General features: G+C 54.3%; 29 protein-coding genes and 3 pseudogenes. 18 read left to right on the top strand and 14 right to left on the bottom strand.

What is annotated here, in order from left to right; translation table 11 throughout:
• Window positions 1-33: 33 nt before the first annotated feature.
• From HII27_RS27530 to HII27_RS09100, 7 genes and pseudogenes are all read right to left on the bottom strand, one after another.
• Window positions 34-163, bottom strand: a pseudogene (locus HII27_RS27530) (hypothetical protein); the annotation flags it as partial.
• Between the two features lie 371 nt (window positions 164-534).
• Window positions 535-759 carry a Lar family restriction alleviation protein gene (locus tag HII27_RS27525; protein ID WP_185667604.1) on the bottom strand — a complete coding sequence of 75 codons (225 nt, stop codon included), beginning with the start codon at window positions 757-759 and terminating at the stop codon, window positions 535-537.
• A complete protein-coding gene (locus tag HII27_RS09120; RefSeq protein WP_185667603.1) occupies window positions 752-1,399 on the bottom strand; it encodes a hypothetical protein in 648 nt (215 codons plus the stop codon). Before HII27_RS09120 ends, HII27_RS27525 begins: the two co-directional genes overlap by 8 nt.
• A gap of 2 nt (window positions 1,400-1,401) precedes the next feature.
• A complete protein-coding gene (locus HII27_RS09115) occupies window positions 1,402-2,094 on the bottom strand; it encodes a replication protein P (RefSeq protein WP_185667602.1) in 693 nt (230 codons plus the stop codon).
• Window positions 2,078-3,118 carry a replication protein gene (locus tag HII27_RS09110; RefSeq protein ID WP_223883180.1) on the bottom strand — a complete coding sequence of 347 codons (1,041 nt, stop codon included), beginning with the start codon at window positions 3,116-3,118 and terminating at the stop codon, window positions 2,078-2,080. Before HII27_RS09110 ends, HII27_RS09115 begins: the two co-directional genes overlap by 17 nt.
• A 126-nt stretch (window positions 3,119-3,244) precedes the next feature.
• On the bottom strand, window positions 3,245-3,784 hold the full coding sequence (locus HII27_RS09105; RefSeq protein ID WP_185667601.1) for a toxin YdaT domain-containing protein: 540 nt from the start codon (window positions 3,782-3,784) through the stop codon (window positions 3,245-3,247).
• Window positions 3,785-3,795: 11 nt separating this feature from the next.
• A complete protein-coding gene (locus HII27_RS09100) occupies window positions 3,796-4,014 on the bottom strand; it encodes a transcriptional regulator (RefSeq protein ID WP_185667600.1) in 219 nt (72 codons plus the stop codon).
• 100 nt (window positions 4,015-4,114) lie between these two features.
• Here HII27_RS09100 and HII27_RS09095 point away from each other — a divergent pair, with 100 nt between their 5' ends.
• From HII27_RS09095 to HII27_RS09045, 12 genes and pseudogenes are all read left to right on the top strand, one after another.
• Complete coding sequence (locus HII27_RS09095) at window positions 4,115-4,507, top strand: helix-turn-helix domain-containing protein (protein ID WP_185667599.1); 393 nt, start codon at window positions 4,115-4,117, stop codon at window positions 4,505-4,507.
• Between the two features lie 67 nt (window positions 4,508-4,574).
• Window positions 4,575-5,048 carry a hypothetical protein gene (locus tag HII27_RS09090; protein ID WP_185667598.1) on the top strand — a complete coding sequence of 158 codons (474 nt, stop codon included), beginning with the start codon at window positions 4,575-4,577 and terminating at the stop codon, window positions 5,046-5,048.
• Entirely contained in the window at window positions 5,041-5,412 is a 372-nt protein-coding gene (locus HII27_RS09085; protein WP_223883178.1) for a hemolysin XhlA, read from the top strand. The genes HII27_RS09090 and HII27_RS09085 overlap by 8 nt, the downstream gene beginning before the upstream one ends.
• A gap of 378 nt (window positions 5,413-5,790) precedes the next feature.
• Window positions 5,791-6,129 carry a hypothetical protein gene (locus HII27_RS09080; RefSeq protein ID WP_317983842.1) on the top strand — a complete coding sequence of 113 codons (339 nt, stop codon included), beginning with the start codon at window positions 5,791-5,793 and terminating at the stop codon, window positions 6,127-6,129.
• Window positions 6,122-6,238, top strand: a pseudogene (locus HII27_RS27110) (hypothetical protein); the annotation flags it as partial. The gene HII27_RS09080 and the pseudogene HII27_RS27110, both read left to right, overlap by 8 nt.
• Window positions 6,231-6,401 (top strand): YdaE family protein, encoded by a 171-nt coding sequence (locus HII27_RS09075; protein WP_185667597.1) that lies wholly within the window; start codon window positions 6,231-6,233, stop codon window positions 6,399-6,401. The pseudogene HII27_RS27110 and the gene HII27_RS09075, both read left to right, overlap by 8 nt.
• Before the next feature lie 140 nt (window positions 6,402-6,541).
• Window positions 6,542-9,351 (top strand): annotated as a pseudogene (locus HII27_RS09070) (RecE family exodeoxyribonuclease).
• A gap of 2 nt (window positions 9,352-9,353) precedes the next feature.
• Window positions 9,354-9,662 carry a DUF7740 domain-containing protein gene (locus HII27_RS09065; RefSeq protein ID WP_185667596.1) on the top strand — a complete coding sequence of 103 codons (309 nt, stop codon included), beginning with the start codon at window positions 9,354-9,356 and terminating at the stop codon, window positions 9,660-9,662.
• Window positions 9,663-9,669: 7 nt separating this feature from the next.
• On the top strand, window positions 9,670-9,942 hold the full coding sequence (locus tag HII27_RS09060; RefSeq protein ID WP_185667595.1) for a hypothetical protein: 273 nt from the start codon (window positions 9,670-9,672) through the stop codon (window positions 9,940-9,942).
• Between the two features lie 7 nt (window positions 9,943-9,949).
• Window positions 9,950-10,192, top strand: a complete 243-nt coding sequence (locus HII27_RS09055) for a DUF4060 family protein (protein ID WP_185667594.1) — start codon at window positions 9,950-9,952, stop codon at window positions 10,190-10,192.
• 61 nt (window positions 10,193-10,253) lie between these two features.
• The gene (locus tag HII27_RS09050) at window positions 10,254-10,526 is read left to right on the top strand and encodes an excisionase (RefSeq protein ID WP_185667593.1); all 273 of its coding nucleotides are present in this window, start codon (window positions 10,254-10,256) and stop codon (window positions 10,524-10,526) included.
• Window positions 10,495-11,580 (top strand): tyrosine-type recombinase/integrase, encoded by a 1,086-nt coding sequence (locus HII27_RS09045; protein WP_185667592.1) that lies wholly within the window; start codon window positions 10,495-10,497, stop codon window positions 11,578-11,580. The genes HII27_RS09050 and HII27_RS09045 overlap by 32 nt, the downstream gene beginning before the upstream one ends.
• 335 nt (window positions 11,581-11,915) lie before the next feature.
• On the opposite strand, the gene HII27_RS09040 is transcribed toward HII27_RS09045, so the two are convergent.
• Genes HII27_RS09040 through yobA form a run of 3 tightly spaced genes read right to left on the bottom strand, consistent with a single transcriptional unit; the run spans window position 11,916 to window position 13,513 of the window.
• Complete coding sequence (locus HII27_RS09040) at window positions 11,916-12,254, bottom strand: YebY family protein (RefSeq protein ID WP_185667764.1); 339 nt, start codon at window positions 12,252-12,254, stop codon at window positions 11,916-11,918.
• 12 nt (window positions 12,255-12,266) lie between these two features.
• Window positions 12,267-13,136 carry a copper homeostasis membrane protein CopD gene (copD, locus tag HII27_RS09035; protein WP_185667591.1) on the bottom strand — a complete coding sequence of 290 codons (870 nt, stop codon included), beginning with the start codon at window positions 13,134-13,136 and terminating at the stop codon, window positions 12,267-12,269.
• A gap of 2 nt (window positions 13,137-13,138) precedes the next feature.
• On the bottom strand, window positions 13,139-13,513 hold the full coding sequence (gene yobA / locus HII27_RS09030) for a CopC domain-containing protein YobA (RefSeq protein WP_185667590.1): 375 nt from the start codon (window positions 13,511-13,513) through the stop codon (window positions 13,139-13,141).
• A gap of 137 nt (window positions 13,514-13,650) precedes the next feature.
• On the opposite strand from yobA, the gene HII27_RS09025 reads away from it, so the two are divergent.
• The 3 genes from HII27_RS09025 to exoX all read left to right on the top strand — a co-directional run bounded on the left by HII27_RS09025 (window position 13,651) and on the right by exoX (window position 15,321).
• Complete coding sequence (locus HII27_RS09025) at window positions 13,651-13,881, top strand: DNA polymerase III subunit theta (protein ID WP_185667589.1); 231 nt, start codon at window positions 13,651-13,653, stop codon at window positions 13,879-13,881.
• 89 nt (window positions 13,882-13,970) lie between these two features.
• On the top strand, window positions 13,971-14,639 hold the full coding sequence (locus tag HII27_RS09020; RefSeq protein ID WP_185667588.1) for a carbon-nitrogen hydrolase family protein: 669 nt from the start codon (window positions 13,971-13,973) through the stop codon (window positions 14,637-14,639).
• Between the two features lie 22 nt (window positions 14,640-14,661).
• Window positions 14,662-15,321, top strand: coding sequence for an exodeoxyribonuclease X (gene exoX / locus HII27_RS09015; RefSeq protein WP_185667587.1), 660 nt, complete (start codon window positions 14,662-14,664; stop codon window positions 15,319-15,321).
• Here exoX and ptrB read toward each other — a convergent pair whose 3' ends face one another.
• Window positions 15,322-17,373, bottom strand: a complete 2,052-nt coding sequence (gene ptrB / locus HII27_RS09010; RefSeq protein ID WP_185667586.1) for an oligopeptidase B — start codon at window positions 17,371-17,373, stop codon at window positions 15,322-15,324.
• Between the two features lie 177 nt (window positions 17,374-17,550).
• Here ptrB and purT point away from each other — a divergent pair, with 177 nt between their 5' ends.
• Window positions 17,551-18,729, top strand: coding sequence for a formate-dependent phosphoribosylglycinamide formyltransferase (gene purT / locus HII27_RS09005; protein WP_185667585.1), 1,179 nt, complete (start codon window positions 17,551-17,553; stop codon window positions 18,727-18,729).
• A 76-nt stretch (window positions 18,730-18,805) separates the two neighbouring features.
• Here purT and HII27_RS09000 read toward each other — a convergent pair whose 3' ends face one another.
• The 3 genes from HII27_RS09000 to zwf form a co-directional block, all read right to left on the bottom strand.
• Window positions 18,806-19,447, bottom strand: a complete 642-nt coding sequence (locus tag HII27_RS09000; protein ID WP_185667584.1) for a bifunctional 4-hydroxy-2-oxoglutarate aldolase/2-dehydro-3-deoxy-phosphogluconate aldolase — start codon at window positions 19,445-19,447, stop codon at window positions 18,806-18,808.
• 39 nt (window positions 19,448-19,486) lie between these two features.
• On the bottom strand, window positions 19,487-21,298 hold the full coding sequence (gene edd, locus HII27_RS08995) for a phosphogluconate dehydratase (RefSeq protein WP_185667583.1): 1,812 nt from the start codon (window positions 21,296-21,298) through the stop codon (window positions 19,487-19,489).
• A 233-nt stretch (window positions 21,299-21,531) separates the two neighbouring features.
• The gene (gene zwf, locus HII27_RS08990; protein WP_185667582.1) at window positions 21,532-23,007 is read right to left on the bottom strand and encodes a glucose-6-phosphate dehydrogenase; all 1,476 of its coding nucleotides are present in this window, start codon (window positions 23,005-23,007) and stop codon (window positions 21,532-21,534) included.
• Between the two features lie 410 nt (window positions 23,008-23,417).
• Here zwf and HII27_RS08985 point away from each other — a divergent pair, with 410 nt between their 5' ends.
• Both HII27_RS08985 and pyk read left to right on the top strand, forming a co-directional pair.
• Window positions 23,418-24,287: a MurR/RpiR family transcriptional regulator gene (locus tag HII27_RS08985; RefSeq protein ID WP_185667763.1), complete on the top strand. Its 870-nt coding sequence runs from the start codon at window positions 23,418-23,420 to the stop codon at window positions 24,285-24,287.
• Window positions 24,288-24,387: 100 nt separating this feature from the next.
• Window positions 24,388-25,830, top strand: coding sequence for a pyruvate kinase (gene pyk / locus HII27_RS08980; RefSeq protein ID WP_035891694.1), 1,443 nt, complete (start codon window positions 24,388-24,390; stop codon window positions 25,828-25,830).
• Window positions 25,831-25,901 lie beyond the last annotated feature (71 nt).

Raw genomic sequence — 25,901 nt, 5'->3', positions numbered from 1 at the left:
AGTCCTCGTCGTGAGCATTGATGTCTGCCAAGTGTGATTTTGGCAGCTTCACGGTGACGGTGCGGGACTCCAGCTGTGCGATGCGCTGGCGCAATGCTGCGTTCTCGTCGAACAGCTCGCAAACATGACGGTTCTGCTGGCGAACACGATTTTCACTATCAGCAATCTGCTTACCCCTGGCTTCCAGCGCCTCTACCAGCGCCAGGACGTTGGCTGGTTCTTTCACAAACATCAGATATTCGTGGGAACGATCTCCGCATTTCATGTCGCTGATATAGCCGTTTTCAAAATCTGAATAAGCGGATGCTGCCTCTTCGGTAAATTTCCGCAGCACGGCATACTGGCTGGCATTTCGTATTTTCAACCCAACATATGGGCTGCTGTAGACGATGCCCGTTGCAGCATCGACACAAACACGCGCGCATCTGTACTCAATGACGTCATGGCAGACGTGCTTAACTGGCTCTCCGGATTCAGTTTCCAGAGGCTTCGTGAAATCGAGTAGCATGCGCTGCGTCAGTGCGGTGATATCGTTCATTGGGCCTCCTGCTTGGCTCGCTGATTCCACTCCGCCCTAACTTCTGAATAAAATATCGGGCAGTCATTGCCTGGTCCTGCATACTTGCTACCAGATTGAGCTCTGCACGTAACGCAGCGCACAAAATAGAATCGACCACCTGAACCATATTCTGGATGGTCTGCCTCAATGGCTACGTGCGCTACACCTCCGCAGAATGGACATGGAAGTAAATCACTCATGCTCGGCTCCTTGGCGTAACTGGGCGGCGAACGCTAAAGCGAGGCGTGAAGCGGTACCAACCTGAATTTGGGTAATTGCGTCTTCACCATTTTTCTCCATCACTAAGAGGTGGTGCGCCATGCTATGAGCGAACATCTCCACACCCTGAGCCTGGATGTTTGCAATGGCGGCGTCGGTTGCCGGGGTTTTGATTCCATCACCAGTCACCAACTCAATATCGAACTCAAACTCACGGCTTTCGCAGACCCGGTAAACCCGGTTAGGCAATTTTGCGGCGACCTGGACCTCAAACTCGTCGTTGTAGCCAAGCGCGTATTCACTTGCGATTTCATCAGGTGATTCATATGGTGCTTCTGGGTTATCAGCATCCCAGAACATCAGGTTAGCTTTCAGCCCCGCATTCTCCGCCGCAAGCTCAGCGCGCTCGCTCTCAACGTTAGCTAATTTCACTGACAGTTCGAGAAGCTGCTGCTCTGATGCTTTGGATGCTGCTTGCCAGGCCTTCCATGCCAGGCGGACGCCAAATCGGTAATACTCGCCATCATGAGGTGATTTTTCAAAAAGCGAATCATCATGGTTATCTTCAGTGCGCCCCCAACTTTCCAGATACCACGCTTCAAATTGTTCTGTGCTAGTCATGCTCATGCCCTCCCCGCGGCTTTGTTCTGTTTGTATTTCGCCATCAGCAGCTCTGCCGGTGTTGGCCCGGTCGCTGCTTTCGGTGCTGCCAGTGCACGGCGAATAGGTGGAACTGGTTTGCCGCCTTGCACCCGGCGTTCCCACATGTCCAGAACCTTCACCGCTTCACGCTCCAGCTCCTGACGGCTCAGCTGCCCCTCGGTGCTGCGGTGGCGCAGTTCCAGGCAGATGTGGTACAGAACCGGTTTAGGCCATGGGTATTGCTCGCTGGATGGGTAACGGAAAATCAACTTCTGCCACTTCCAGTACTCGGACATGACGTCAGCAGCGCTAACGCCAAGCACGCTACGACCTTCACGGCACCAGGCGATGAATTGCCCCGGCGATGGTAAGAACGGACGCTCCTGGCGGCAAGCAACGCGCAGACCGGCGTTAACCTGCTCCATCGTGGCGATCCCGTTTTCACGGAATGCCATCAGCCACTGGCGGCGCAGTTCATTGAATTCAGCCTGATCGTTGAAGGTGTGGACACTCGCCGGGAACGCGGCACGCAGCGCACTGAACAGCGAATTGAAGATTTCCGCCGTCTGCTCGACCTTGGGTTCAGGTGCATCCTGGATTTCCGGCATGCCACGGGCGACGCGCGCAAAGTTTTCACGGTCAAAATTGACCATCTGCTCAGAGAGAGTTTTCATCGAATACCCCGTTGATCCAGTCGGTGTTGTTGAAGTCGATAGCCTGCCGGCTGCCAGTGGTTGCTCGTGTAGCGCCAGCATCACGCTGGAGACTCAGCGTGTCCCACTTGGCGCGCAGCTTTGCCGGAGAGAGGATATTCGTGTGCCAGAAAGCATCCTTGCTGGCCCACTGGAACAGCTCACAGATCTCACGATGGCTGCGGCCGTCCAGTTCGCGCATCAGGCGGACATCGTTAGCCCATGCAGCCAGAATTGGTTTCTTCGTGGAGGGTTTAACTTTTTCGACCAGAACGATAATCCACTCTGCGCATTGCTGGTCTGCTGCAGTTCCCCACTTGGCGAAGTTAGGGGTGTAGATCACCGCATCAGGATGAGCTGATAAAAACTTCTTCAGGCGGTTGTCGGAGGATTCGCCAGAATTCTCTGACGAAGATCTTTTAATGTTTTTATTGTTGTTATTACCTTGTTGTTCATGATTCTCGGGGAAATGCTCGGGCTTATGCTCGGACGAATGCGCGGCATCATAGCCGCAAGGCCCGCCGTTGCTATCTTCGTCATGCGCGGAGCTATGCTCGCCGTAATGCTCGGGGAATTGCGCGGGTAAATTGTCCATTTTTTGAGCATATTGCACATAATTCGTGATGGTTATCACAGTGCCTTTTCGCTTCTCTCCGGCTGTTGAAATCATCCCCTCTTTAACGAAAAGAGATAGCATGCGATCAACTGCATGGCGGCTTGTTGGGTCTCCGTTTCGGTCGCATAGCTTCAGTCCGAGATCGGCTGATGTGGTCACCAGTTGTCCGGTTTGTAACGGCCACTGACGGCCTTTAAAGGTTGCCGTATAGGGCTGGCGGGCGGCGCCCATGAGAAGGTTCTCCCACAACGTACGCAGGAACACATCTTTCGCCCAAGGCTTCTTCAGTACACTCCGGTACAACGGGATGAATCCGGTCTTCTGGTTCTCCATCCGGTTGCTCCTGACGGCGGAACGCGCCGCAAAATCGGCGTAAGCAACATTCGACATGCTATGCTCCTTTCGCCTGGTGTTTTGTACATGCGTTTGTCATAATGATCTCGCAATGACTACCCGTTTTTGCACTAGAAAGCCGTTGGTGTTCGAGCACCGCGGCTTTCGCCTTTTCCAACCCAGTCATACGACCCCCAGCATTGAAGTCACCAGCGTCATCAGCGGTAACGTTAAGTCAGGATCCACGCGGAACATCTCGACAATCCCTTCACTCAATTCCTTCAGCTTCTGATGCTTTGGCGCGCCCATGGCGATGGCTATCTTCGCTTCGCTGGTCTCTTTCTCCAGCCGCGCCAGGCGCGCCATGATGTTGTCTTCCGGCAGCAGGCGGTTACGGTACTCCAGCGGAAGAACTGCGAGGATCGCCGGAGTTAGCTGCCGGACGTTCTCGCGATACCGTTCGCTGTTGAATTGGTTGTCCAGGAAGCGAAAGAGCTTCTGGCGTTTACGACAGAGATCATCAGGGAAAGTGATGTCATCACCACCCTGCGCCCGGTACTCTTCGATGATCAGAGCCGTAACCACATCCTGGCCATCTACACCCGCCGAGGCGCGGACCGCATCGCGAATATCTTCGTGACTTGGCCCCTTATGTGCCTGAGCGCGATTTATCATTACGCCCGGACTTATTTCGCTATCATTTTGAAAAGTAAGTACCTGCATGATTAGGCCTCCTAACGTGGTAACCCATCGGTTGGGTTTGGGTATAGATCGGGCCGCAGCTCGTGCGGGGTGACGCCGGTGGCGCCATAAATTGGAAGTACGCGATCAGCGGGAACAACGCCCTGATAACGGTTACGCCAATGGCTAATGGTCATTGCACTAACCTTCAGCAACTCCGCTAGCCTGGTGGCTGTTCCTGCTTTAGAGATGGCTTTATCAATTGCTTTCATATTTGGCTCCAGTGGCAACACATGAATTAAACACAAAGTTTAAAATCATGTCAACATTTTGAATATTGAGCTCATAAACTTTTGGTTTAGAATTCGACGTATGAAAGAAAAAACTCATCAGATTGATCACCCACAGGTGCAGAGGCTCAACGAGATCCTCGAGCTTAAGAAGTTGACCAAATCAGACATGGCCCGCATATGTGGGGTCAGTGCTCAATCGGTCAATAACTGGTTCGTGCGTGGGACTATTGGGAAAAGTTCTGCAATGAAACTGGCGGATGCACTCGGGGTAAGTCTTGAGTGGGTTCTCGGTCAGGAGGTTGGCGAAAAGGATGGATTAAAGGCGGATGAGCAGCGACTGCTCGAACTCTATCGCCAGCTCCCTGAGGATGAGCAGGAAAACATGCTGCGCATATTCTCCATTCGCCTAAAAGAGCTGGATGCGATGTACGAGAAGTACATGAAGGGTCGGATTCGGTCTCAGGAAGATTAGATCCCACATATGTATCTGATGACAGTCAACGCAGCACAAACGACAGGACGCATGGGGGATGCCAATCATGCCCAGACTTGATAAATCGCACGTTACTCTTGGTCCAGATGCACTCCTTTTGGATGGAGAAAGTATCGATACCAGTAATCATAAAGGTAAGATTGCGTTTATTTATCCAGCCAAAAGACAACAAGATGGATTCCCTTTACCCACCCTTAATTTCATCACGAGTAATAACCATGTAGGTATGATTATAGGAACGGCCTTTGCTGATCTAAATCATGGAAGCTCCTATATAATTCGCATGGATCTTAGGTCTCCGTCCGGAGGTGAGGTCCTAACATCCCACAACCTAGACGGAATTCCCTCTAACCATATACACCCTGAGTATGGAACGACCTTTCTCTCAGCTGATATGTTTTTTGAGGTCGAAGAATCTGGAACCTATAGTTTTTCTTGTGAGCTATGGGAGGAGATGACAACCAAAGTGGATGAGAAATCAATTTTCTTTAATATTCATATGGTTGATGAAAATGCCTGAGAATAAAATTCGTTTAGCTTACAGCGCTGGCCCCGAGTCACATGCACGACATAGACAATATCAACCCGATGATGCATCATTCCAATATGGTGATGGCAATGGTGGAGGGGATGACATGCAAGGTAGAGTTGCTAGACTTGAAGCCGATGTTGAATATATCAAACGGGATATTGCTGAAGTAAAAGCAGACATTAAAGCCATTGACTCAAGATTAACTACAATTGAAACCGGCATTGGCTCCATAAAGACAACTTTAAAAGCAACCTGTGCCGTAACAAGTATTGTATTTGCCTTTTGTGTCTACATATTTGGCAGTTACGTATCTAAGATACTCGATGCCCTGAATGGCCTTGTCCTCAAATAATTAATACTTTTCCCGGCCACCGCGCCGGGTTTTTACTTCCCTTCTCCCAGCATTCAGCCCTAGAACCCCACCCCAAACATCCCGTGATCCCAGCCTCAGCGCTGGGATTTTTTTTGTCCAAAATCCTCTCAAAACCAACCCTTAACCGCCACTTTAAACATTTGGCTTATTTTTAAATATTCATTTTGTTGACACATGTTTAAACTTTGTGTTTAATCAATATCACCAAGACGCACTACGACCACCAACAGGAAGAAACCTCCCGACGGTGGATCACAAATAGCGCATCAGGCTTTACGTTCCGCCAGCCTGGCGACAAGGGCAAGACACAAAGAGTGGGCTTCGCGGTGGTGAATTGCAGAGTTCAAACGCTCAACTGTGAAGATCAGCGCCACGGCGCCACCAGCGAAGTTCGCTAACCAACAACAAGGTATCGAGGGTGAGATGAAAATCGATTTAGACATTAAGGCCCAAGGAGTTGATGTTTCGACCAGTGGCTATCGTGATTTCGTGAACGCTGAAGTTCGTGGAGTTGAACTTGAAGAAGTACTGGAGGATATCGAAGACGGCACGCTGTTCCCGGCCATCGAGCTTTCTAATTATATCGATTGGGCCGACAACGACGGCAAGCTTCCGGAGATTCTGGAACGCCTATCACCGGATGATGTTATTACCTGGCTTCGTGAACATGGTCACCTGGGGAACAGCGATGATTGATTTTGCACGAGAACCAGCACGGCAGCAGGCCGTGAAACTGAATTACTTTGAGGCACTACTCCGCCGCCTCTGCTACCTGCTGGCGCAGAAGGGGAACCCGGATGCATAACCAGAAGAAATGCGCTTACCGCCTCTGCGGAAAGCCGATTGAGCAAGGCAAAGAAGTGAAGAACAAGCTGACGCTGATTCACGGCGCGCAACTGAAGCACGAAGAGCGCGATTACTGCTGTGTACGTTGTGCTTCGTACGACCAGATGGCTCACGAGTCATAACGTAAAAACCCGCCGAAGCGGGCCTGTACGTCCGGTGCTTCCGACCAAAGTTACACCGGAAATTACCAAAACCAATGAACACACCCAATGGGCGCCAACAATGGCCCAGGGATTCTAACACCCAAAAAAGAGGATCTCACATGGAATTCTTTAACGTGGTTAAGGCCACTCAGAAATCCGGAAAGAAAGACGCAGTGATTTGGCGCAGTGCGAAATCAGAAGCGCGGGCCAACCTGCAGCTTGATGTTGACCTGGAAGATGCTGGCATTGAGACCGGTCGCGGAAAAGACTACATGAAGCCTATCCGCACCGATTTCCCGGTATTTAACGACCTGCCGGATGAAGGCGTGGTTGATTTTGCATGGTGCGAACGCTACGAACTGGCCGAAGACCAGCTCACCTGGCAACTGAAAGACGGCGCGGCGCCGCAGGATGCTTTCCACCATGATGATTCTGGCGACGCAGACGCAGACGCAGACGCAGACGCAGACGCAGACGCAGACGCAGACGCAGACGCAGACGCAGACGCAGACGCAGACGCAGAACAGGATGATGACGACGGCCACGAAAGCAAGATTGTTAACGTTGAAGACAACATCTCGCCGATGGGCTTCCGTGTGCAGCTGCTGGCGCAGTTCATTGCCGAAGACCTGCACGTCTACTGCATCAACAAAGAAACCCAGGCGCAAATCTCCGCTCTGGAAATGGACACGGACAACACCTACGTCCAGAACCTGCTGCTGGCAGCGGAGAACGTACCTGAAGTTAAGACCTTGGACATGCCTACCCTGTGGAAATTTACGTCTGCAGTTAAAGCAGTTTTCCCGCAGGACAAACGCAGTGATACGGGCCTGCTTATGCGGTTCGTTCGTATGTGGGTGGCAGTCGACACCGACCGCGAGATGTTGGTTAAAGAATGGCAGAAAGGTAACCGCGTGGCGCAAATTCAGCGCACCGAAGTTAAAACCAATGCTGGCGGCGGCAATAAGACCGATCGCAATACTGATTATGTTCACACACTGGACACGCTGGACGCTGAGATTGCGCTGGCTACTTTGGATGATGAATTCAATATTTACGACATTCCTGGCAGTGCGCACCGTCGAGCCAAAGAGATCGTCAGCAAGAAAGAAAGCCCGTTCAAAGAGTGGTCGAAGCGCTGCGTAATACCGCTGGCATCTTGGACTATTCGCGCGCCGCTATCTTCGCACTCATCCGTGGCGCCGCAGAGAACGTTCACCACTTCCCGGTCAGCCTGCAGACGTATATCAACGCGAACCTGACAGAAACCGACCACCAGCACCCGACTGAAGAAACCCTGGCGACCGCCGGCAATATGCCGGAAAAAAGCTGGGAAAACGAGACTAACGAACAGGTAGCAGCAGAGCAGAAGCCTGCTGCCGCAGAACAACCAAAAATCGCCAGCATGGGCAACGGCATGTTCTCCATCGATGGCCTGATGAGCGCCCCAGCGAAACAAAATAAGGAAACCACCCACGATGAGCCGATGGAAGAGACTGAGCGCGCCGAAGGCGAAACTAACGATGCGGTACCAGCAGGCGAAGGTGCTGTGGAAGATGATCAGCAGGCAAATACCGTAACTGACGCCAGCGCCGGGGAAATTCTGGCCGCAGCTGCGCCGAGCCTGGCTGCTGACGGGCAATCCGTGCCGGAAGTTGACTCTGCGCCGGAAGTAACCAACGAAGCGCCGGAGGAACCGCAGCCAGCACCAGCTACTGAGTACCCTGCTTTCTTCGAGCCAGGACGTTACGAAGGCTTGCCTAACGAGGTTTACCACGCGGCGAACGGTATCAGCAGCACGCAGGTGAAAGATGCTCGCGTATCGCTGATGTACTTCAACGCCCGCCACGTCGCCAAGACCATCGTCAAAGAACGTTCACCGGTGCTCGACATGGGCAACCTGGTGCACGCGCTGGCGCTGCAGCCCGAGCTGCTGGATGCCGAATTCAGCGTTGAGCCGGTAATCCCGGAAGGCGCATTCACCACGACGGCAACGATCCGAGCGTTTATCGATGAGTACAACAACGGTCTGCCGGTGCTGTTAAGCGCTGATGATATCAAAAGATTCCTGGAAGAGTACAACGCCACCCTGCCGTCGCAGGTGCCGCTCGGCGCTTCGCTGGAAGAAACCGGTCAGAGTTACATGGGGCTGCCTGCTGAGTTCCAGCGCATTGAAGAAGGCCAGAAGCAAACAGCAACGGTGATGAAAGCCTGCATCAAAGAGTACAACGCCACCCTACCGCCGCAGGTGAAGACCAGCGGAAGCCGTGACGCTCTGCTCGAGCAGCTGGCGGTGATTAACCCTGACCTCGTTGCGCAGGAAGCGCAGAAGCCTCAAGCGTTGAAAGTCTCCGGCACTAAAACAGACCTGATTCAGGCGGTGAAGTCTGTTAACTCTTCCGCCGTGTTCGCCGACGAACTGCTGGATGCGTGGCGCGAGAACCCGGAAGGCAAGGTGCTGGTCACCCGCCAGCAGTTGAGCACTGCACTGGCCATTCAGAAAGCACTGCTGGACCACCCGACCGCAGGCAAGCTGTTGACCCATCCGAGCCGCGCCGTCGAAGTGAGTTATTTCGGCTTTGACGATGAAACCGGGCTGGAAGTCCGTGTGCGCCCTGACCTCGAAATCGATCTCGATGGTGTTCGCGTCGGTGCAGACCTCAAAACCATCAGCATGTGGAACATCAAGCAGGAAGGCCTGCGCGCCAAGCTGCACCGGGAAATCATCGACCGCGACTACCACCTGAGCGCGGCAATGTACTGCGAGACGGCCGCTTTGGACCAGTTCTTCTGGATTTTCGTCAACAAAGACGAGAACTACCACTGGATCGCCATCATAGAGGCATTATCCCGCCTGCAGAAGACGGTAACCGGCGTGGCCATGATTGCGTCTCGGCGTAACCGCTGTATTCGACTGGGGAGAGCGTAAGTATGAGCCTGAAACACCGCCTGCCGGAGCTGGAAGCCAGCATTGAGCCTGCTGCGCTGCGCGCGGCTGCAGATGAGTATTCCGACCTGCTGCTGACGTTGTGCCTGTGTATGAAGATGGCTGGCCCGACCCGGGCGAACGTCCGCGCCTGCGCCACCGCACTCAAGGGCCGCCTGACAACCTGGCACAGCCAGAAAGAGTTAAGCGCCATCCTCAGTAGCTGGGACCCAGTTGGTTACGTCCTCGGTCTGCGCCGGGAAGCGAACCGCGCCGCCGCCAGCAATGGCGATCCGATTGATGTGTTTGTGTGAGGTGAGTATGCGAATAGAAGAACTCAATAAACTGCCGAAATTGTACCGAGTCATCACAGTTGACCTGGATGTTTTGCGTAACGGGATTGGTGCCGGCGGCGGCGTAATATTCGATATCGACACCGTAATTAAACGCAAGGTTCGCCGGGTACTTAACGCGCGCGGCGGTTGGCGCTGGGTGATTGCAGAAGAAAGGTATGAGCGTGAATGGAACTACTGCCTTGAATCTGACCGGGAGTGTCTGCAAGAACTCAACTATCAGCTTGGCCTTATGGGATGAGGTGAATATGAAGCTAATTAACCGCGGCAATAAGCAGTCACCCATCGCGCGCCAGGCATGTGCAATTGCGCTGGAGACACACCACCAGCGTTACGGCGACTACGGCCGCAGCAAGATGAAAGAGACATACACCGTCCGGGTGTCGGGCGTGAAGGTTTGGGTAGAGGTGGTCAATCGCAGCCGCAGCTATGTCGCGACGGCGATGACGGGGATGCGCCGACTGCGTGCGCTGCCGGGCCAGGTGAGTTGATTCTGAATTATCATTAACACGTCACTGGCAGCCTTATAATTGGCTGCCAGCAGGAGGCAAAATGGCAAAGCTTATGAACCTGCAGGAATGGGCAGACTCTGTTTATTCCACCCCACCTTCTCTATCGACGCTGCGCCGCTGGTGTCGTGAAGGGCGAATTTATCCAGCACCGGAGCGTCACGGAAAAGAGTACCGGTTGGTTCCGGATTCTATTTACGTGGATCCAAGCAAAAAGAACTTACGCCCAAAGGCAATACGGCAAGAACTGCCCAAGAAAGGCACCCTACTGGAGAGACTGAAACATGGCGAACAGGCCAGTACGTTACGACGCTAACCTGCCCCGTAATCTGACCTTTCGCAAAAGAGATAAGCTCTTCTCATGGCGCAACCCGATCACCGGGCAGGAAATATCGCTCGGCCGGGTTGACCGGAAAGATGCAATAGCTCAGGCCATAGAAGCCAATAGCTATATCGACCAGAACTACCTTCCATCAACACTCCTCGACAAAATTAAAGACGTGCCGACATTTATGGTGTCGGCATGGCTGGAGCGTTACGTGGTTATTCTTGAGCGAAGAGGTCTGAAGGCAAGCACGATGAAAGTGCGCAAGAACCAGATCGCCACAATCAAAGATGAGTTCGGCAAAATACCGCTTGCCTCAGTGACGACGAAGGACGTTGCCGAATTTCTCGAATACTACATCGCATGTGATAAGAAGAGCATGGCCTCCGGCCTGCGCTCAGTTTTGCTGGATATCTTCCGGGAAGCGATTGTTGAGGGACATATAGACAGGAACCCGGCAGAACCGACGCGCGCGCCGACGCCGAAGGTTAAGAGAGAAAGGCTGCTGCTGGAGCACTTCAACGCAATAAGGGGGATAGCTGAGGAAAACTCGGCGTGGCTGCCGAACGCAATGGATCTGGCGCTGGTCACCGGGCAAAGGCGTGAAGACGTCACAAGATTGCGGTTCTCCGATGCGCGGGACGGCCTCCTTTTCATTACGCAGGAGAAAACCGGGCATAAGCTTGCGATGCCTTTGGATTTGAGGCTTGAAGCTGTGGGGTTAGTTTTGCAGGATGTGATCGACCGGTGCAGCATCAACAACCCGAGTGACTTTATGCTCTACTCACCGATACGAAATGGCGGCAGGAAGCCAGGCCCATTAACGCCAGATGCGCTTACCCAGGCTTTTGCTGATACCAGGGATTTATCTGGGGTTAAATTTGGTCCTAACCCGCCACCGTTTCATGAGATCAGAAGCTTAGCCGGAAGACTGTATGAAAAGGAGCGCGACGAGAAATTTGCTCAGAGATTATTGGGACACAAAAATTTAACAATGACGCAAAAATATCTGGACGCGCGTGGTGCTGAGTATGATATGGTTTAAACAGGATATGGACATTTCGGGGGATTTTCGGGGAATTTCGTGTCACCCCAGAAAATAACCAATAGAATCAAGCATATAAAAAGAGACCGAAAACGATTCCTGTTTTCGGTCCAGGGAAATGGCTCTTGGGAGAGAGCCGTGCGCTAAAAGTTGGCATTAATGCAGGCTAAGTCGCCTTGCTTTATAAGAATAGATGACCGTGACAGGTTTTCCAGTCCACAACTGCTGTGAGCTGAAAAATTTCGTTCAATAAACGGCATAACATAAAAAAACCGCAGCCCTTTCTGCAAAAGGCTTGCGGTTTTTTATTGATTTCTAAACAGATATTCTGCGAATTAGCAGAGTTTCTGTGCCCGTTCAATAAACGGCGCCAGGCTCATTTTCACACCGGGCTGTTTCGGATCGTCAACCTGGATGATACTCAGCGGCTGCGCCTGCGTTTTGCCCGCCTTCACCTGCTGCTCTGCAACATCATTCAGCGGATACTGCACCAGCGTACTAGGGTTAATCACGTACAGCGCGTTATCAGGACGGCAGGTCAGCATCACCTCTTCGCGGTTAAACGCCCACTTGTCTTTGCCCACCTCAAAGCGGCTCACGGTAATGATCTGCGCCGACAGCGCGGATCCCGACGCCGTTAATAACAACAAAGAGAGAATAATCTTTTTCATAATTCGCCAGTTCAATTAAAAAGGTTCCCAGGTCGCAAACAGGCTTACGCAGGCCAGTACCAGCGCTCCCAGGATAATTTCTACCTGCGTGGTCCGCAGGAAAATACGCGACACCCGCTCAGGAGCCGTCGACATGCGCGGCACCAGCAGGTAACGATTCGCAAGTGCCACCAGCACCATCAGCGCGACAACACTACACTTCACCCACAGCGCTATTCCATAAGACGTAGCGGTGGTGAATCCGCCCTGAATCAGCCATGCGTTGACTACCCCGCTGGCGATGGCCCCCGCGACCGCCAGATGCCCATAGCGAGAAAAACGCATCATGGTGGCAATTGCTGGTTGACGCCAGCGCCCTTTTGCCAGCCGCAGGCAGTAGAGGAACGGAATTAATCCGCCCACCCATGCACCCGCACACAGCAGATGTATCGCATGGTTGGCGCGCTGTAATACGCCCAGCGCTCCGTCGTTCATGGCAGCGTGACCGACGCCCGCCAGCAGGATAAACTGAGCCACGCAGAGAAGCAAAAGTCGCCGCATCATCTGTCGCGGCTGAATCCAGGCCACGCCCAGTGCCACCCACGCCAACACAATCTGCCATAGCCAGACGCTGCCAAAATGCGTCTGCACCACCGCTTGCCAGACCTCTGGCCGCCAGGTATCTGACCAGCCATCGCCCATCAACCCGCCCTGCGCCACCAGCATCAGCATTGCCGAGAGCACACTTAGCGTCAGCGAACCGCGCAGCAGTCTGGAGAAACGTTGCACCAGCAGACGTCGAAGTTCTGTTGGTGCCCACCATCCGGCATAAAGCGTGCAGCCGAAAGCGACCATCAGCGCGGCAAAGTGGACAAAGCGCAGCCCAACGTAGAGAGCCGTCAGCATGGTTACTTGACGCTAAACTGGTACTGACCTTTGGTCTTGTGGCCGTCAACGGAAACCACGTGCCATTCGACGGTATAGAGCCCGTCACCCAGCGTTTCGTTCAGTGGAATAACCAGCTGCGTGTTGTCCTTCTCGTTGCGCACCGCTTTACCGACCGGGATAATCCGCTTTTCGGGACCGGTTAGCGTCACGCCGCTGAATCCCGGCTCAATGCCTTCGGAGAAGTTAAGCGTTAAGGTTTGCGGCGCTGGGCTGACTTCCGAATTTGCCGCGGGGGTTTGCTGTTGCAGATGAGCGTGCGCAAAGACCGGTGAAGCAGTCAGCGATCCGAGTAAAAACAGCGTGGCACCCAGCGCGCGAGGAGCGGTGAATTTCATTTCCATCATTCCCTTTTGTTATCGATATATGACAAAGAATAACGCTGTATAATGTTCACGTCGAGATGAGCACCCTCTGGACTTGCCATTTTGCGATACTCTTAGTAACTTTTGCGCGTTATCCCAAGGAGAAAATCATGCATACCAATCTGGCAACCCTCCCCCAGGACGAGATGGACAAAGTGAACGTCGATCTGGCCGCCGCAGGCGTGGCGTTTAAAGAACGCTACAATATGCCGGTCGTCGCCGAAGTGGTGGAACGCGAACAGCCAGCGCACCTGCGTGACTGGTTCCGCGAACGGTTAATTACGCACCGTTTAGCCTCGGTTAATCTTTCTCGCCTGCCGTACGAGCCAAAAGCCAAATAAAGCTTACGCTAAGTGACAGTTCCTTACGTCCATCCTGATACTATCGTCTGGAATAAAAGCCCAATGACAACGTGTTGAAGGATGCAACTATGCTGACATGGACTATTGCTGCAGCGCAATATGCTCCCCGCAGAGGGGATGTCGCTGAGAACATTACCCACCATCTGCGGTTTATCGATGCCGCCGCCGAGCAGGCCTGTAAGGTATTAATCTTCCCGGAGCTTTCTCTGACCGGTCCCGATGACGAGCAAACTTTGCCCGCACCGCCGAACGATACCCAGCTACAGCCCTTAAGCGAGGCCGCCCAGCGGCATCAGATGACTATTATCGCCGGGCTGCCGATGGAAAATGACGGTAAGCGCATCAAAGGCATCGTTATCTTCGCCCCGCACGCCACCGGCCCTATCAAGCAGCATCAGGGCCAGGGAACCTGCCTGGCCCCTGAGTCCGATCAAATCAGCGTCTTTGAACTGCACCATGAAGGCTGCGAACTCTCGCCGCAGGCCTCGCTGCTGGCCACGGTCAGTTCAATGGCGGAACCGCAGCAGCAGCGAACCAGCCAGCGGCTACAGCGCTTCGCTCACAAGTACGCTATTGCCGTGCTGAAATCCAACTACGCCAGTGGCACCTTTTCCGGCGGTAGCGCGTTATGGGATGAAAACGGCCAGCTTATTGTGCGTGCCGATAGCGGCGAACTGCTGCTAACGGGCAGAAAGAGCGACCAGGGTTGGCAAGGCGAGATCATTCCATTACGCTAAGCGTTTTAGGCCGGAGTTTGCCATGCTGCGCGTAATCGATACAGAAACCTGTGACCTGCAAGGGGGCATCGTGGAGATCGCCTCCGTTGATGTTATTGACGGTAAAATCGTCAACCCCATGAGTCACCTGGTGCGTCCGGACCGCCCTATCAGCCCGCAAGCGATGGCCATTCACCGGATCACCGAAGAGATGGTGGCAGACAAACCGTGGATTGAGGAAGTGGTGCCGTTTTATCAGGGTAGCCCGTGGTATGTCGCCCACAATGCCAGCTTCGACCGCCGCGTGCTGCCAGAAATGGACGGCGAGTGGATCTGCACCATGAAGATGGCCCGCCGCCTGTGGCCGGGCATCAAGTACAGCAATATGGCGCTGTACAAGTCACGCAAGCTAAGCGTGGCAACGCCACCGGGTCTGCATCATCACCGCGCGCTTTACGACTGTTATATCACCGCTTCGCTGCTGATTGACATTATGCAGGTATCAGGCTGGACGCCGGATCAGATGGTAGACGTCACCGGCCGACCGGCGCTGCTGCGTACCTTTACCTTCGGCAAATACCGCGGGCAGGAAGTGGCTGAAGTGGCGAAGAACGATCCGGGCTACCTGCGCTGGTTGTTTAACAACCTCGACCGCATGAGCCCGGAACTGCGCGTAACCCTCAAACACTACCTCGAGCAGTAGCTAACGCTCGGACTGCCCCGGCAAGGTCCCCTGCGCCAGGGCAATCAGGAAGGCAAACTCCAGCGCCACCCCTTCATAGCTTTTATAGCGCCCGGACTTCCCACCGTGGCCGGAGTCCATCTCGGTGCACAGTAGCAGCAGGTTATCGTCTACCTTCAGCTCACGCAGCTTCGCCACCCATTTTGCTGGCTCCCAGTATTGCACCTGTGAATCATGCAGCCCGGAGGTCACCAGCAGGTGCGGATAAACCTGTGCTTTGACGTTGTCATAAGGGCTATAGGACTTCATATAGCGATAGTAGGTTTCATCCTGCGGATTACCCCACTCCTCAAATTCGCCGGTGGTCAGCGGAATCGACTCATCGAGCATCGTGGTCACCACATCGACGAACGGCACCTGCGCAACAACGCCATGGAACAGTTCAGGACGCTCGTTAATCACGGTTCCCATCAACAAGCCTCCCGCGCTACCGCCCATGCCATAACAGAGCGCCGGGTCGCCATAGCCTTTCGCCAGCAGCGCATCGCAGGCATCGAGGTAGTCATTGAAGGTGTTTTTCTTTTTAAGGAATTTCCCCTCTTCATACCAGAGTTGCCCCAGTTCACCGCCGCCGCGAATATGGGCGATGGCAAAGACAAAGCCCCGGTCGAGCAGGCTTAAGCGGCTGCTGCTAAAATCGGCGTCCATACTGGCCCCGTAGGAGCCGTAGCCGTAGACCAGCAGCGGATTTTTACCGCGACGAAAATGCTCATGACGATAGACCAACGACACGGGCACCTCGACGCCATCGCGTGCAGTAATCCAGATACGTTCACTGCGGTAACGACTGGCGTCGAACCCTTTCACCTCCTGCTGCTTCAGCACACGCCGCTCGCCGCTGTCCATATCCAGCTCAAACAGCGTATCCGGGGTGGTCATCGACGAATAGCCGTAGCGCAGGCAGGCGGTTTCCGGTTCCGGGTTATAGGCAATCCACGTCACATAGGCCGGATCGTCAAAGGCAATGGCCGTTTCCTGTTGGCGATGGCGATGGATTTGACGCAGGCGGGTTAAGCCATGCTGGCGCTCTTCCACCACCAGCCAGTCGCGAAACAGCGTGAAATCCTCCAGCATCACCGCATCGCGCGGCGCGATCAGGGTTTGCCACTCGGCCTCTTCCCAGGATTCACTGCGGTACAGGCCGAAGTTTTTACCCTCGCGGTTAGAACGCAGGTAGAACTGGTTTTGGTAGTGATCGAGGCTGTACTCATGATCTTTACGGCGCGGGACATAGACGCGCGGCTCGGCGTTAGGCTGGTCGGCATCCAGCAACAGCATTTCGCTAGTGGTGGTGCTGGACAACGCAATCACCACATACTGGCGTGAAGAGGTCTTGTGCAGGCTGACGTAAAACGTCTCGTCGCGCTCTTCGTAAATTAGCTCATCCTGCTCAGCAGGCGCACCAACCTGATGTCGCCACACCTGCCACGGCAGCAGCGTCGTTGGATGCTGACGCACGTAGTAAAGCACCCGGGAATCGTTGGCCCACACCACGCCCGGTGAAACATCGTCAATCACCTCCGGCAGCCAGGTTTCATTCTCCAGATGGCGGATACGCAGACTGTACTGACGGCGGGAGAGGAAATCCTCGGTGACCGCCAGCAGGTTATTGTCTGGTGCGACGTTCAGCCCGCCCAGGGTATAGAATTCGCTGTGCGCCGCCCTTTTATTTTCATCAATCAGCAAGGACCACTCATCGCTGTTTAATGCCTGGCGCTGGTAAATCGCATATTCACGGCCCGGCTCAAACACCTGGCGATAGCGATAGCCGTTTTTGATATAGGGCGCTGAAACCTCACGTGGAGGGATCCTGTCGACAATCTCTTTTAGCACGCGATCCTGCAGGCTGCGCTGGGAGGACATCACTTGACGCCCGTAGGCGTTCTCCTGCTGCAGGTAATCAAGCACCGCTGGTTTAGAGCGCGTGTCATCGCGAAGCCAGTAGTAGTTATCGACGCGCGTATCACCATGCAAAGTCATGGTGTGGGGTATCCGTTTCGCTTTAGGTGGCATCTCGTTATTCTTCTTGTCGTGTTAATTCATTATTAAGCCTGGCAAAAGTCGCGCTCATTGCCAACTTAACCTATCCCCTCATCCTACGTTTCATCCGTCTTTTGTGCCACTTGCAAGACAGACGCAAACGTTTTCGTTTATAATGCGCCAAACTTTGGATAGACGGTGGAATGGGTAATGACGTTATTAGGAACAGCTCTGCGTCCCGCTGCGACGCGCGTAATGCTTCTGGGTTCAGGTGAGTTAGGTAAGGAAGTGGCGATCGAATGCCAGCGCTTAGGTATTGAAGTGATCGCCGTGGATCGTTACGCCGATGCGCCAGCCATGCACGTTGCGCACCGCGCTTACGTTATCAACATGCTCGATGGCAACGTCCTGAAAGCGCTGGTTGCGCAGGAAAAACCTGACTTTATCGTGCCAGAAATTGAAGCTATTGCCACGGACACGCTGATTGAGCTTGAGCAGGCAGGCCAAAAAGTGGTGCCATGCGCCCGGGCAACCAAACTGACGATGAACCGCGAAGGCATTCGCCGTCTGGCGGCGGAAACCCTCAAACTTCCCACCTCGGCCTACCATTTTGCCGACAGTGAAGCACAGTTCCGTGAGGCGGTCACCGATATCGGCCTGCCGTGCATCGTGAAGCCGGTGATGAGTTCATCCGGCAAGGGCCAGACCTTTATTCGCCGTGAAGATCAGCTGGCGCAGGCCTGGCAGTATGCGCAGGAAGGCGGTCGCGCCGGGGCGGGCCGGGTGATTGTTGAAGGGGTGGTTAACTTCGATTTCGAAATCACCCTGCTGACCGTCAATGCCGTCGACGGCGTGCACTTCTGCGCCCCGGTGGGCCATCGTCAGGAAGATGGCGACTACCGCGAATCCTGGCAGCCGCAGCAGATGAGCGAACTGGCGCTGGCGCGTGCACAGGAGATCGCCCGCGAGGTGGTGCTGGCGCTGGGCGGCTATGGTCTTTTCGGCGTAGAGCTGTTTGTGTGTGGTGATGACGTGGTGTTCAGCGAAGTCTCCCCTCGCCCGCACGATACCGGGATGGTGACGCTGATTTCGCAGGACGTCTCCGAGTTTGCTCTGCACGTTCGCGCTTTCCTCGGGCTGCCGATTGGCGCTATCCGTCAGTACGGCCCGTCCGCTTCTGCGGTACTGCTGCCCACGCTGACCAGCCGCAACGTCACCTTTGATAACGTGCAGAATGCGCTAAGCGCCGGGGTACAGCTGCGTCTGTTCGGTAAACCGGATATTGCGGGTTCTCGCCGTATGGGCGTGGCGCTGGCAACGGCGGACAGAGTTGAAGAGGCCGTCGAGCGTGCCAAAATCGCCGCTGCGGCCGTGGTAGTTCAGGGATAAGAAAAAAGGCGGGCTGCTTGCGCATACCCGCCCTTCTTTTGCTTACCCGGCCATCAGGCTGGGTGCAGCAAACACCTTACAGCTTCGCGCCTTCAACCGCTTCGCGAGCCAGCTTGGTGATGCGATCGTAGTCGCCTGATTCCAGCGCGTCAGCTGGCACCAGCCAGGAACCGCCGATGCACAGTACGCTTTTCAGCGCCAGGTAGTCACGGTAGTTAGCTGGGGAGATACCGCCGGTTGGGCAGAAACGAATCTGAGAGAATGGACCCGCGATCGCCTGCAGCGCTTTCACGCCGCCGTTCGCTTCAGCTGGGAAGAATTTGAACTCTTTCAGGCCGTGTTCCATACCCAGCATCAGTTCAGACACGGAGCAGATACCTGGGATCAGCGGAATAGTACCCGCGGTCGCCGCTTTCAGCAGGCTGTCGGTCAGGCCTGGGCTGATAGCAAACTGCGCGCCAGCTTCGGTCACTTCTTTCAGCTGCTGAGCGTTGGTCACGGTACCCGCGCCCACGATAGCGTCCGGCACTTCTTTAGCAATGGCGCGGATAGCGTCCATCGCACAAGCGGTACGCAGCGTCACTTCCAGCACGCGTACGCCACCAGCAACCAGCGCCTTCGCCATCGGTACTGCGTGCTCAAGCTTGTTAACCACGATTACCGGTACTACCGGGCCAGTGGTCAGGATTGCTTCAGCCGTTGTTTTCCAGTTTTTCATCAGAAATTTTCTCTCGCCAGATCTACAAAACGTGTCATCTTAAAAGGTAATACAGGTTGCACCCTGCTCTGCGCCGGACAGTTTTTCCCGTAGTGCGCTAAACAGTTCACGGCCTGTCCCCACGCGCGAAGCGCTCAGATCGGGAATATGCGGTTGGCGTGCGGCCAGTTCAGCGTCATCAACCAGCAGCGTCAGTTCGCCAGTCTGGCCATTGACGCGAATCATGTCGCCATCGCGCACTTTCGCCAGCAGGCCACCGTCATAAGCTTCAGGGGTTACGTGGATCGCTGACGGCACTTTACCGGATGCACCGGACAGTCGTCCATCAGTAACTAACGCAATTTTGAAACAGCGGTCCAATAATACACCAAGTGGCGGCATAAGTTTATGTAATTCTGGCATGCCGTTCGCTTTTGGCCCTTGATGGCGCACAACAACCACGCAATCTTTATCCAATAAACCCGCTTCGAACGCTGGCAGCACATCGTGCTGGCTCTCGAAGACCACGGCTGGCGCTTCAATAATCTGGTTTTCAACCGGTACCGCCGACGTTTTCATCACCGCACGACCCAGGTTACCGCTCAGCACTTTGGTGCCGCCGTGTTTTGAGAACGGTTTGTCGAAGGTGGCGATGATGTTGTCATCCAGCGACGCGGTTGCGCCTTCACGCCAGTCAAGCTTGCCCTCGTTCAGCCACGGTTCCATGGTGTAGTGCGAGAGACCAAAACCGGCCACCGTATTGACGTTTTCGTGCAGCAGGCCACCTTTCAGCAGTTCACGTACCAGTACCGGTACGCCACCCGCCGCCTGGAAGTGGTTGATATCGGCCGGGCCGTTCGGGTAGAGGCGCGCCATCAGCGGCACGACTTCAGAAAGATCGGAGAAATCATCCCAGTTGATGATGATGCCCGCCGCGCGCGCCATCGCCACCAGGTGCATGGTGTGGTTGGTTGAACCGCCGGTTGCCAGCAGCGCCACGATGCCGTTGACCACCACTTTTTCATCGATCATTTTACCGAGCGGCATCCACTCGTTACCGTTACCGGTCATGCGCGTTACCTGACGCGCGGCGGCAGCGGTCAGTTCAGCACGCAGCGGTGCATCCGGGTGTACGAATGAGGAACCCGGCAACTGCATGCCCATAAATTCGATCACCATTTGGTTGGTGTTGGCGGTGCCATAGAAGGTGCAGGTGCCCGGTGCATGATACGACGCGGCTTCAGATTCCAGCAGCGCGTTACGATCCACCTTACCTTCAGCATACAGCTGACGGATACGTACTTTTTCTTTGTTCGGCAGGCCGCTCGCCATCGGGCCTGATGGAATAAACACGGACGGCAGATGACCAAAGGAGAGCGCCGCCATGGCAAGCCCTGGGACGATTTTGTCGCACACACCGAGGTACAGCGCACCGTCAAACATATTATGTGACAGGCCCACGGCGGCAGACATCGCGATCACTTCGCGGCTCAGCAGGGAAAGCTCCATACCGTCTTGCCCCTGTGTCACTCCGTCACACATGGCCGGGACACCACCCGCGACCTGACCAACCGCGTTCACGCTGTGCAGCGCTTTACGGATCAACTCCGGGTAGTGTTCATAAGGCTGATGGGCAGAAAGCATGTCGTTATAGGAGGTAATGATCGCGATATTGTTACGCAGCATACTCTTCAGCGATGCTTTATCGTCCGGTTGGCAGGCAGCGAAACCGTGTGCCAGGTTACCGCAGGCCAGTTCAGAACGGTGAACCGTTTCAGTTTTGGCCTGATTGATACGCGCCAGGTAGGCTTCGCGGGTTTCACGCGAGCGTTCAATAATACGATTTGTTACGCGTAACATTACAGAGTTCATAAAGGCTCCTTAAAATTTTTCTGTCCAGGCCGCTATCTTACACGGTTAAATCATAGGTCTGATTTATCGGAAAAGCCCGTATAGCGCAGCTCAGAGGCAAAGGTCTGCCCGTAGTGTAATAAAAAAAGCCCCGGTGGTGAATCCACCCGGGGCTTAAATGCGTAAAAATAGCACTACATGCTGTGTTAGATCATGTTACCGGTAAAATAACCCTTCCGGATTATCGCAGCCGGTTATTCGAACTCGTTCCAGGAGCGACCATCACGGGTGATCATCGCAACCGAAGCTACCGGCCCCCAGGTGCCAGCCTGGTACGGTTTCGGCGCGTCTTTATCACTTGCCCATGCTTCCGTGATGGAGTCGACCCACTTCCACGCTTCTTCCACTTCGTCACGACGTACGAACAGCGCCTGAATACCACGCATGGTCTCCAGCAGCAGACGTTCGTAGGCGTCCGCCAGGTGAGTCTGATTGAAGGTTTCGGAGTAGCTCAGATCCAACTTGGTCACCTGCAGGTTATGCTTGTGCTCCAGGCCTGGAACTTTGTTAAGGATCTGAATATCCACGCCTTCATCTGGCTGCAGACGGATAGTCAGTTTGTTCTGCGGCAGCTCAGGCCAGGTTTCCTTGAACAGGTTCAGCTCAGGGTTTTTGAAGTAGACCACAACTTCAGAGCATTTGGTCGGCAGACGTTTACCGGTACGCAGATAGAACGGAACCCCCGCCCAGCGCCAGTTATCAATATCCACGCGAATAGAAACGAAGGTTTCGGTGCTGCTGGATTTGTTCGCACCCTCTTCTTCCAGATAGCCCGGGACTTTCTGCCCCTGCGCAAACCCAGCGGTATACTGGCCGCGCACGGTTTTATCGCGAACGTTGCTGCGGTCAATGCGGCGCAGCGACTTCAGCACTTTCACTTTCTCATCACGAATGCTGTCAGCGGTCAGATCGGACGGCGGCGCCATCGCAATCATGCACAGAATCTGCAGCAGGTGGTTTTGGATCATGTCGCGCATTTGACCAGCCTGATCGAAATAGCCCCAACGGCCTTCAATCCCGACTTCCTCAGCCACGGTAATTTCCACATGGTCGATAGTGCGGTTGTCCCAGTTGTTCACGAACAGGGAGTTGGCAAAGCGCAGCGCCAGTAAGTTCAGTACCGTTTCTTTACCCAGATAGTGGTCGATACGGTAAACCTGGCACTCTTCAAAGTATTCGCCCACCTGGTCGTTAATCTCACGTGAGGTTTCCAGTGAGGTACCCAGTGGTTTTTCCATCACGACGCGCGCAGGCTTGGCATTCAGCTTCGCTTCACCCAGGCCGCGGCAAATGGCGCCAAAGGTGCTAGGCGGCATGGCGAAGTAGTTAATGGTGATGCGATTTTTTTGATCGAGCATCTCACCCAGACGCGAAAATGCTGGCGCATCGTTAACGTCAAGGTTGCAAAAATCAAGACGCGCGCTGAGGGTATCCCACAAACTTTCGTCAATCTTCTCTTTCATGAAGGTTTCGAGCGCTTCGCGGACAACTTTGGTGTATGCCGCTTTATCCCAGTCGGCACGGCCTACGCCGATAATCCGGGTGTCCGGGTTAATCTGGCCGGCTTTTTCCAGCTGATACAGGGAAGGCAGCAATTTTCGGCGGGCCAAGTCGCCCTTCGCGCCGAAAATGACCAGATCGCATGCCTGGGCCGTTTGCGTTACCGCCATGTCATTCTCCTCAGTTAAAGATCCCGGTTGACCACCCAAAGGCGCTGCCAGGTTATATACCCGCTAGCTATCAGGTTTTCCTGAAAAATAGCGAATATCGTTGTAATTTTCTTACGGTGCACTGTACTGTGTTTACGAAATTGCCGAAACCCTTTAACGCGCGTCACCGCGTCCGATCGCACAAATCGGAACCATCAAGGCCTGAGTTTTAGGCAATCCGCCAGTATTGTTCGTTCTTTCGCCCGAGCGGCGTCTGTTAAAATACGACGCTGATCATGTAATGAAAAAAAACAACATTTTTTGCCGTTTCTCTCCACTTTTCGCCAGGCTTCAGGCGTATATTCTTGCTAAAACGCCTGCAGATTTCACCCATTAATGGAATCGTTTCAATCTATGAGCAACTTGTCACGATGAACATGCTGGAAAGAATCCAGACCCAACTGGAAAACCTTAGCAAATCCGAGCGAAAAGTGGCGGAAGTTATTCTTGCCGCTCCTGAACAGGCAATCCACTCAAGCATTGCCGCGCTCGCCCTTGAGGCCGAGGTCAGCGAACCTACCGTTAACCGCTTCTGTCGCAGTATGGAGACCCGCGGGTTCCCCGACTTCAAGCTCCATCTTGCCCAAAGTCTGGCCAACGGTACACCGTATGTTAATCGTAATGTTGATGAAGATGACAGCGTTGAGGCATATACGGCCAAAATTTTCGAATCCGCCATGGCAAGCCTGGCGCACGTCCGCCAGTCGCTGGATATGTCGGCGGTTAACCGTGCGGTGGATCTGCTGACCCAGGCCAAGAAAATTGCCTTCTTCGGTTTAGGTTCTTCCGCCGCCGTGGCGCACGACGCGATGAACAAGTTTTTTCGCTTTAACGTCCCGGTCATCTATTCTGATGACATCGTACTGCAACGTATGAGCTGTATGAATTGCAGCGACGATGACGTTGTGGTGCTGATTTCCCATACCGGTAGAACTAAAAGCCTGGTTGAGGTCGCCCAGGTGGCGAGGGAAAATGATGCTATGGTTATCGCCATCACCTCCGCTGGCACGCCGCTGGCCCGAGAAGCGACCCTTGCCATCACGCTGGACGTTCCCGAAGATACCGACATTTATATGCCAATGGTCTCCCGACTCACGCAGCTTACCGTGATCGATGTCCTGGCAACCGGTTTTACCCTGCGTCGAGGGGCGAAATTCCGGGATAACTTGAAGCGAGTCAAAGAAGCGTTAAAGGAATCGCGGTTTGATAAAGCGCTATCCGCACACAGCGATAATCATTAAAAGCGATAATAACGGTGTAACCTATTAAAACATTCGGTAACGCTTGCTACCGAATCCTGTTCACGCAACACCTGAGTTGTATTAGTCAACGGAGTATTACATGTCCAGAAGGCTTCGCAGAACCAAGATCGTCACCACGTTAGGCCCAGCAACCGACCGCGATAACAACCTCGAGAAGGTGATTTCCGCCGGTGCTAACGTCGTACGCATGAACTTCTCTCACGGAACACCAGAAGATCATCAGCTACGCGCTGACAAAGTACGCGAAATCGCAGCAAAACTGGGCCGCCATGTAGCTATTCTTGGCGATCTGCAAGGACCAAAAATTCGCGTTTCTACCTTCAAAGAAGGTAAAGTTTTCCTCAATATCGGCGACAAATTCCTGCTCGATGCCAACCTCGGTAAAGGCGAAGGCGACAAAGAGAAAGTGGGCATCGACTATAAAGGTCTGCCTGCCGACGTCGTGCCGGGCGATATCCTGCTGCTGGATGATGGCCGCGTACAGCTGAAAGTACTGGAAATCCAGGGCATGAAGGTGTTCACCGAAGTGACCGTCGGTGGCCCGCTGTCCAACAATAAAGGCATCAACAAGTTAGGTGGTGGCCTCTCGGCTGAAGCCCTGACCGATAAAGACAAAGCGGATATTCATACCGCCGCTAAAATTGGCGTTGATTACCTGGCCGTCTCCTTCCCGCGCTGCGGTGAAGACCTGAACTACGCTCGTCGCCTGGCGCGTGAAGCGGGCTGCGATGCGAAAATCGTCGCCAAAGTAGAACGTGCGGAAGCGGTGTGCAGCCAGGACGCGATGGACGACATTATTCTGGCCTCCGACGTGGTGATGGTTGCCCGTGGCGACCTGGGCGTTGAAATCGGTGACCCTGAGCTGGTCGGTATCCAGAAAGCGCTGATTCGTCGCGCGCGTCAGCTGAACCGTTCCGTGATTACCGCGACCCAGATGATGGAGTCGATGATCACCAACCCAATGCCTACCCGTGCGGAAGTCATGGACGTGGCGAACGCCGTGCTGGACGGTACCGATGCGGTAATGCTGTCTGCGGAAACTGCGGCGGGCCAGTACCCTTCTGAAACCGTGGCGGCCATGGCGCGCGTTTGCCTGGGCGCTGAGAAGATCCCAAGCATCAACGTCTCTAAACACCGTCTGGACGTGCAGTTCGACAACGTGGAAGAAGCGATTGCCATGTCGGCAATGTATGCAGCAAACCACCTGAAAGGCGTTACCGCCATCATCACCATGACCGAGTCTGGCCGTACCGCGCTGATGACCTCCCGTATCACTTCCGGGCTGCCTATCTTCGCCATGTCTCGTCACGAGCGTACGCTGAACCTGACGGCGCTGTACCGTGGCGTCACCCCGGTATTCTTCGATAGCGAATGCGACGGCGTCGCTGCCGCACACGATGCGGTGAACCTGCTGCGCGACAAAGGCTATCTGATGTCCGGCGACCTGGTTATCGTGACTCAGGGCGACGTGATGAGCACCGTGGGCTCAACCAACACCACGCGTATCCTGACCGTCGAGTAAGTTATTCTCGATATAAAAAAACCGGACAATGTCCGGTTTTTTTTTGCCTGTGTAGCCCGGCCGAGCGAAAC

Source organism: Kluyvera sichuanensis (assembly GCF_014218705.1).
GTDB lineage: Bacteria > Pseudomonadota > Gammaproteobacteria > Enterobacterales > Enterobacteriaceae > Kluyvera > Kluyvera sichuanensis.
The sequence above is the reverse complement of the archived record's forward strand: the minus strand, read 5'-3'. Positions and strand labels throughout refer to the sequence as shown.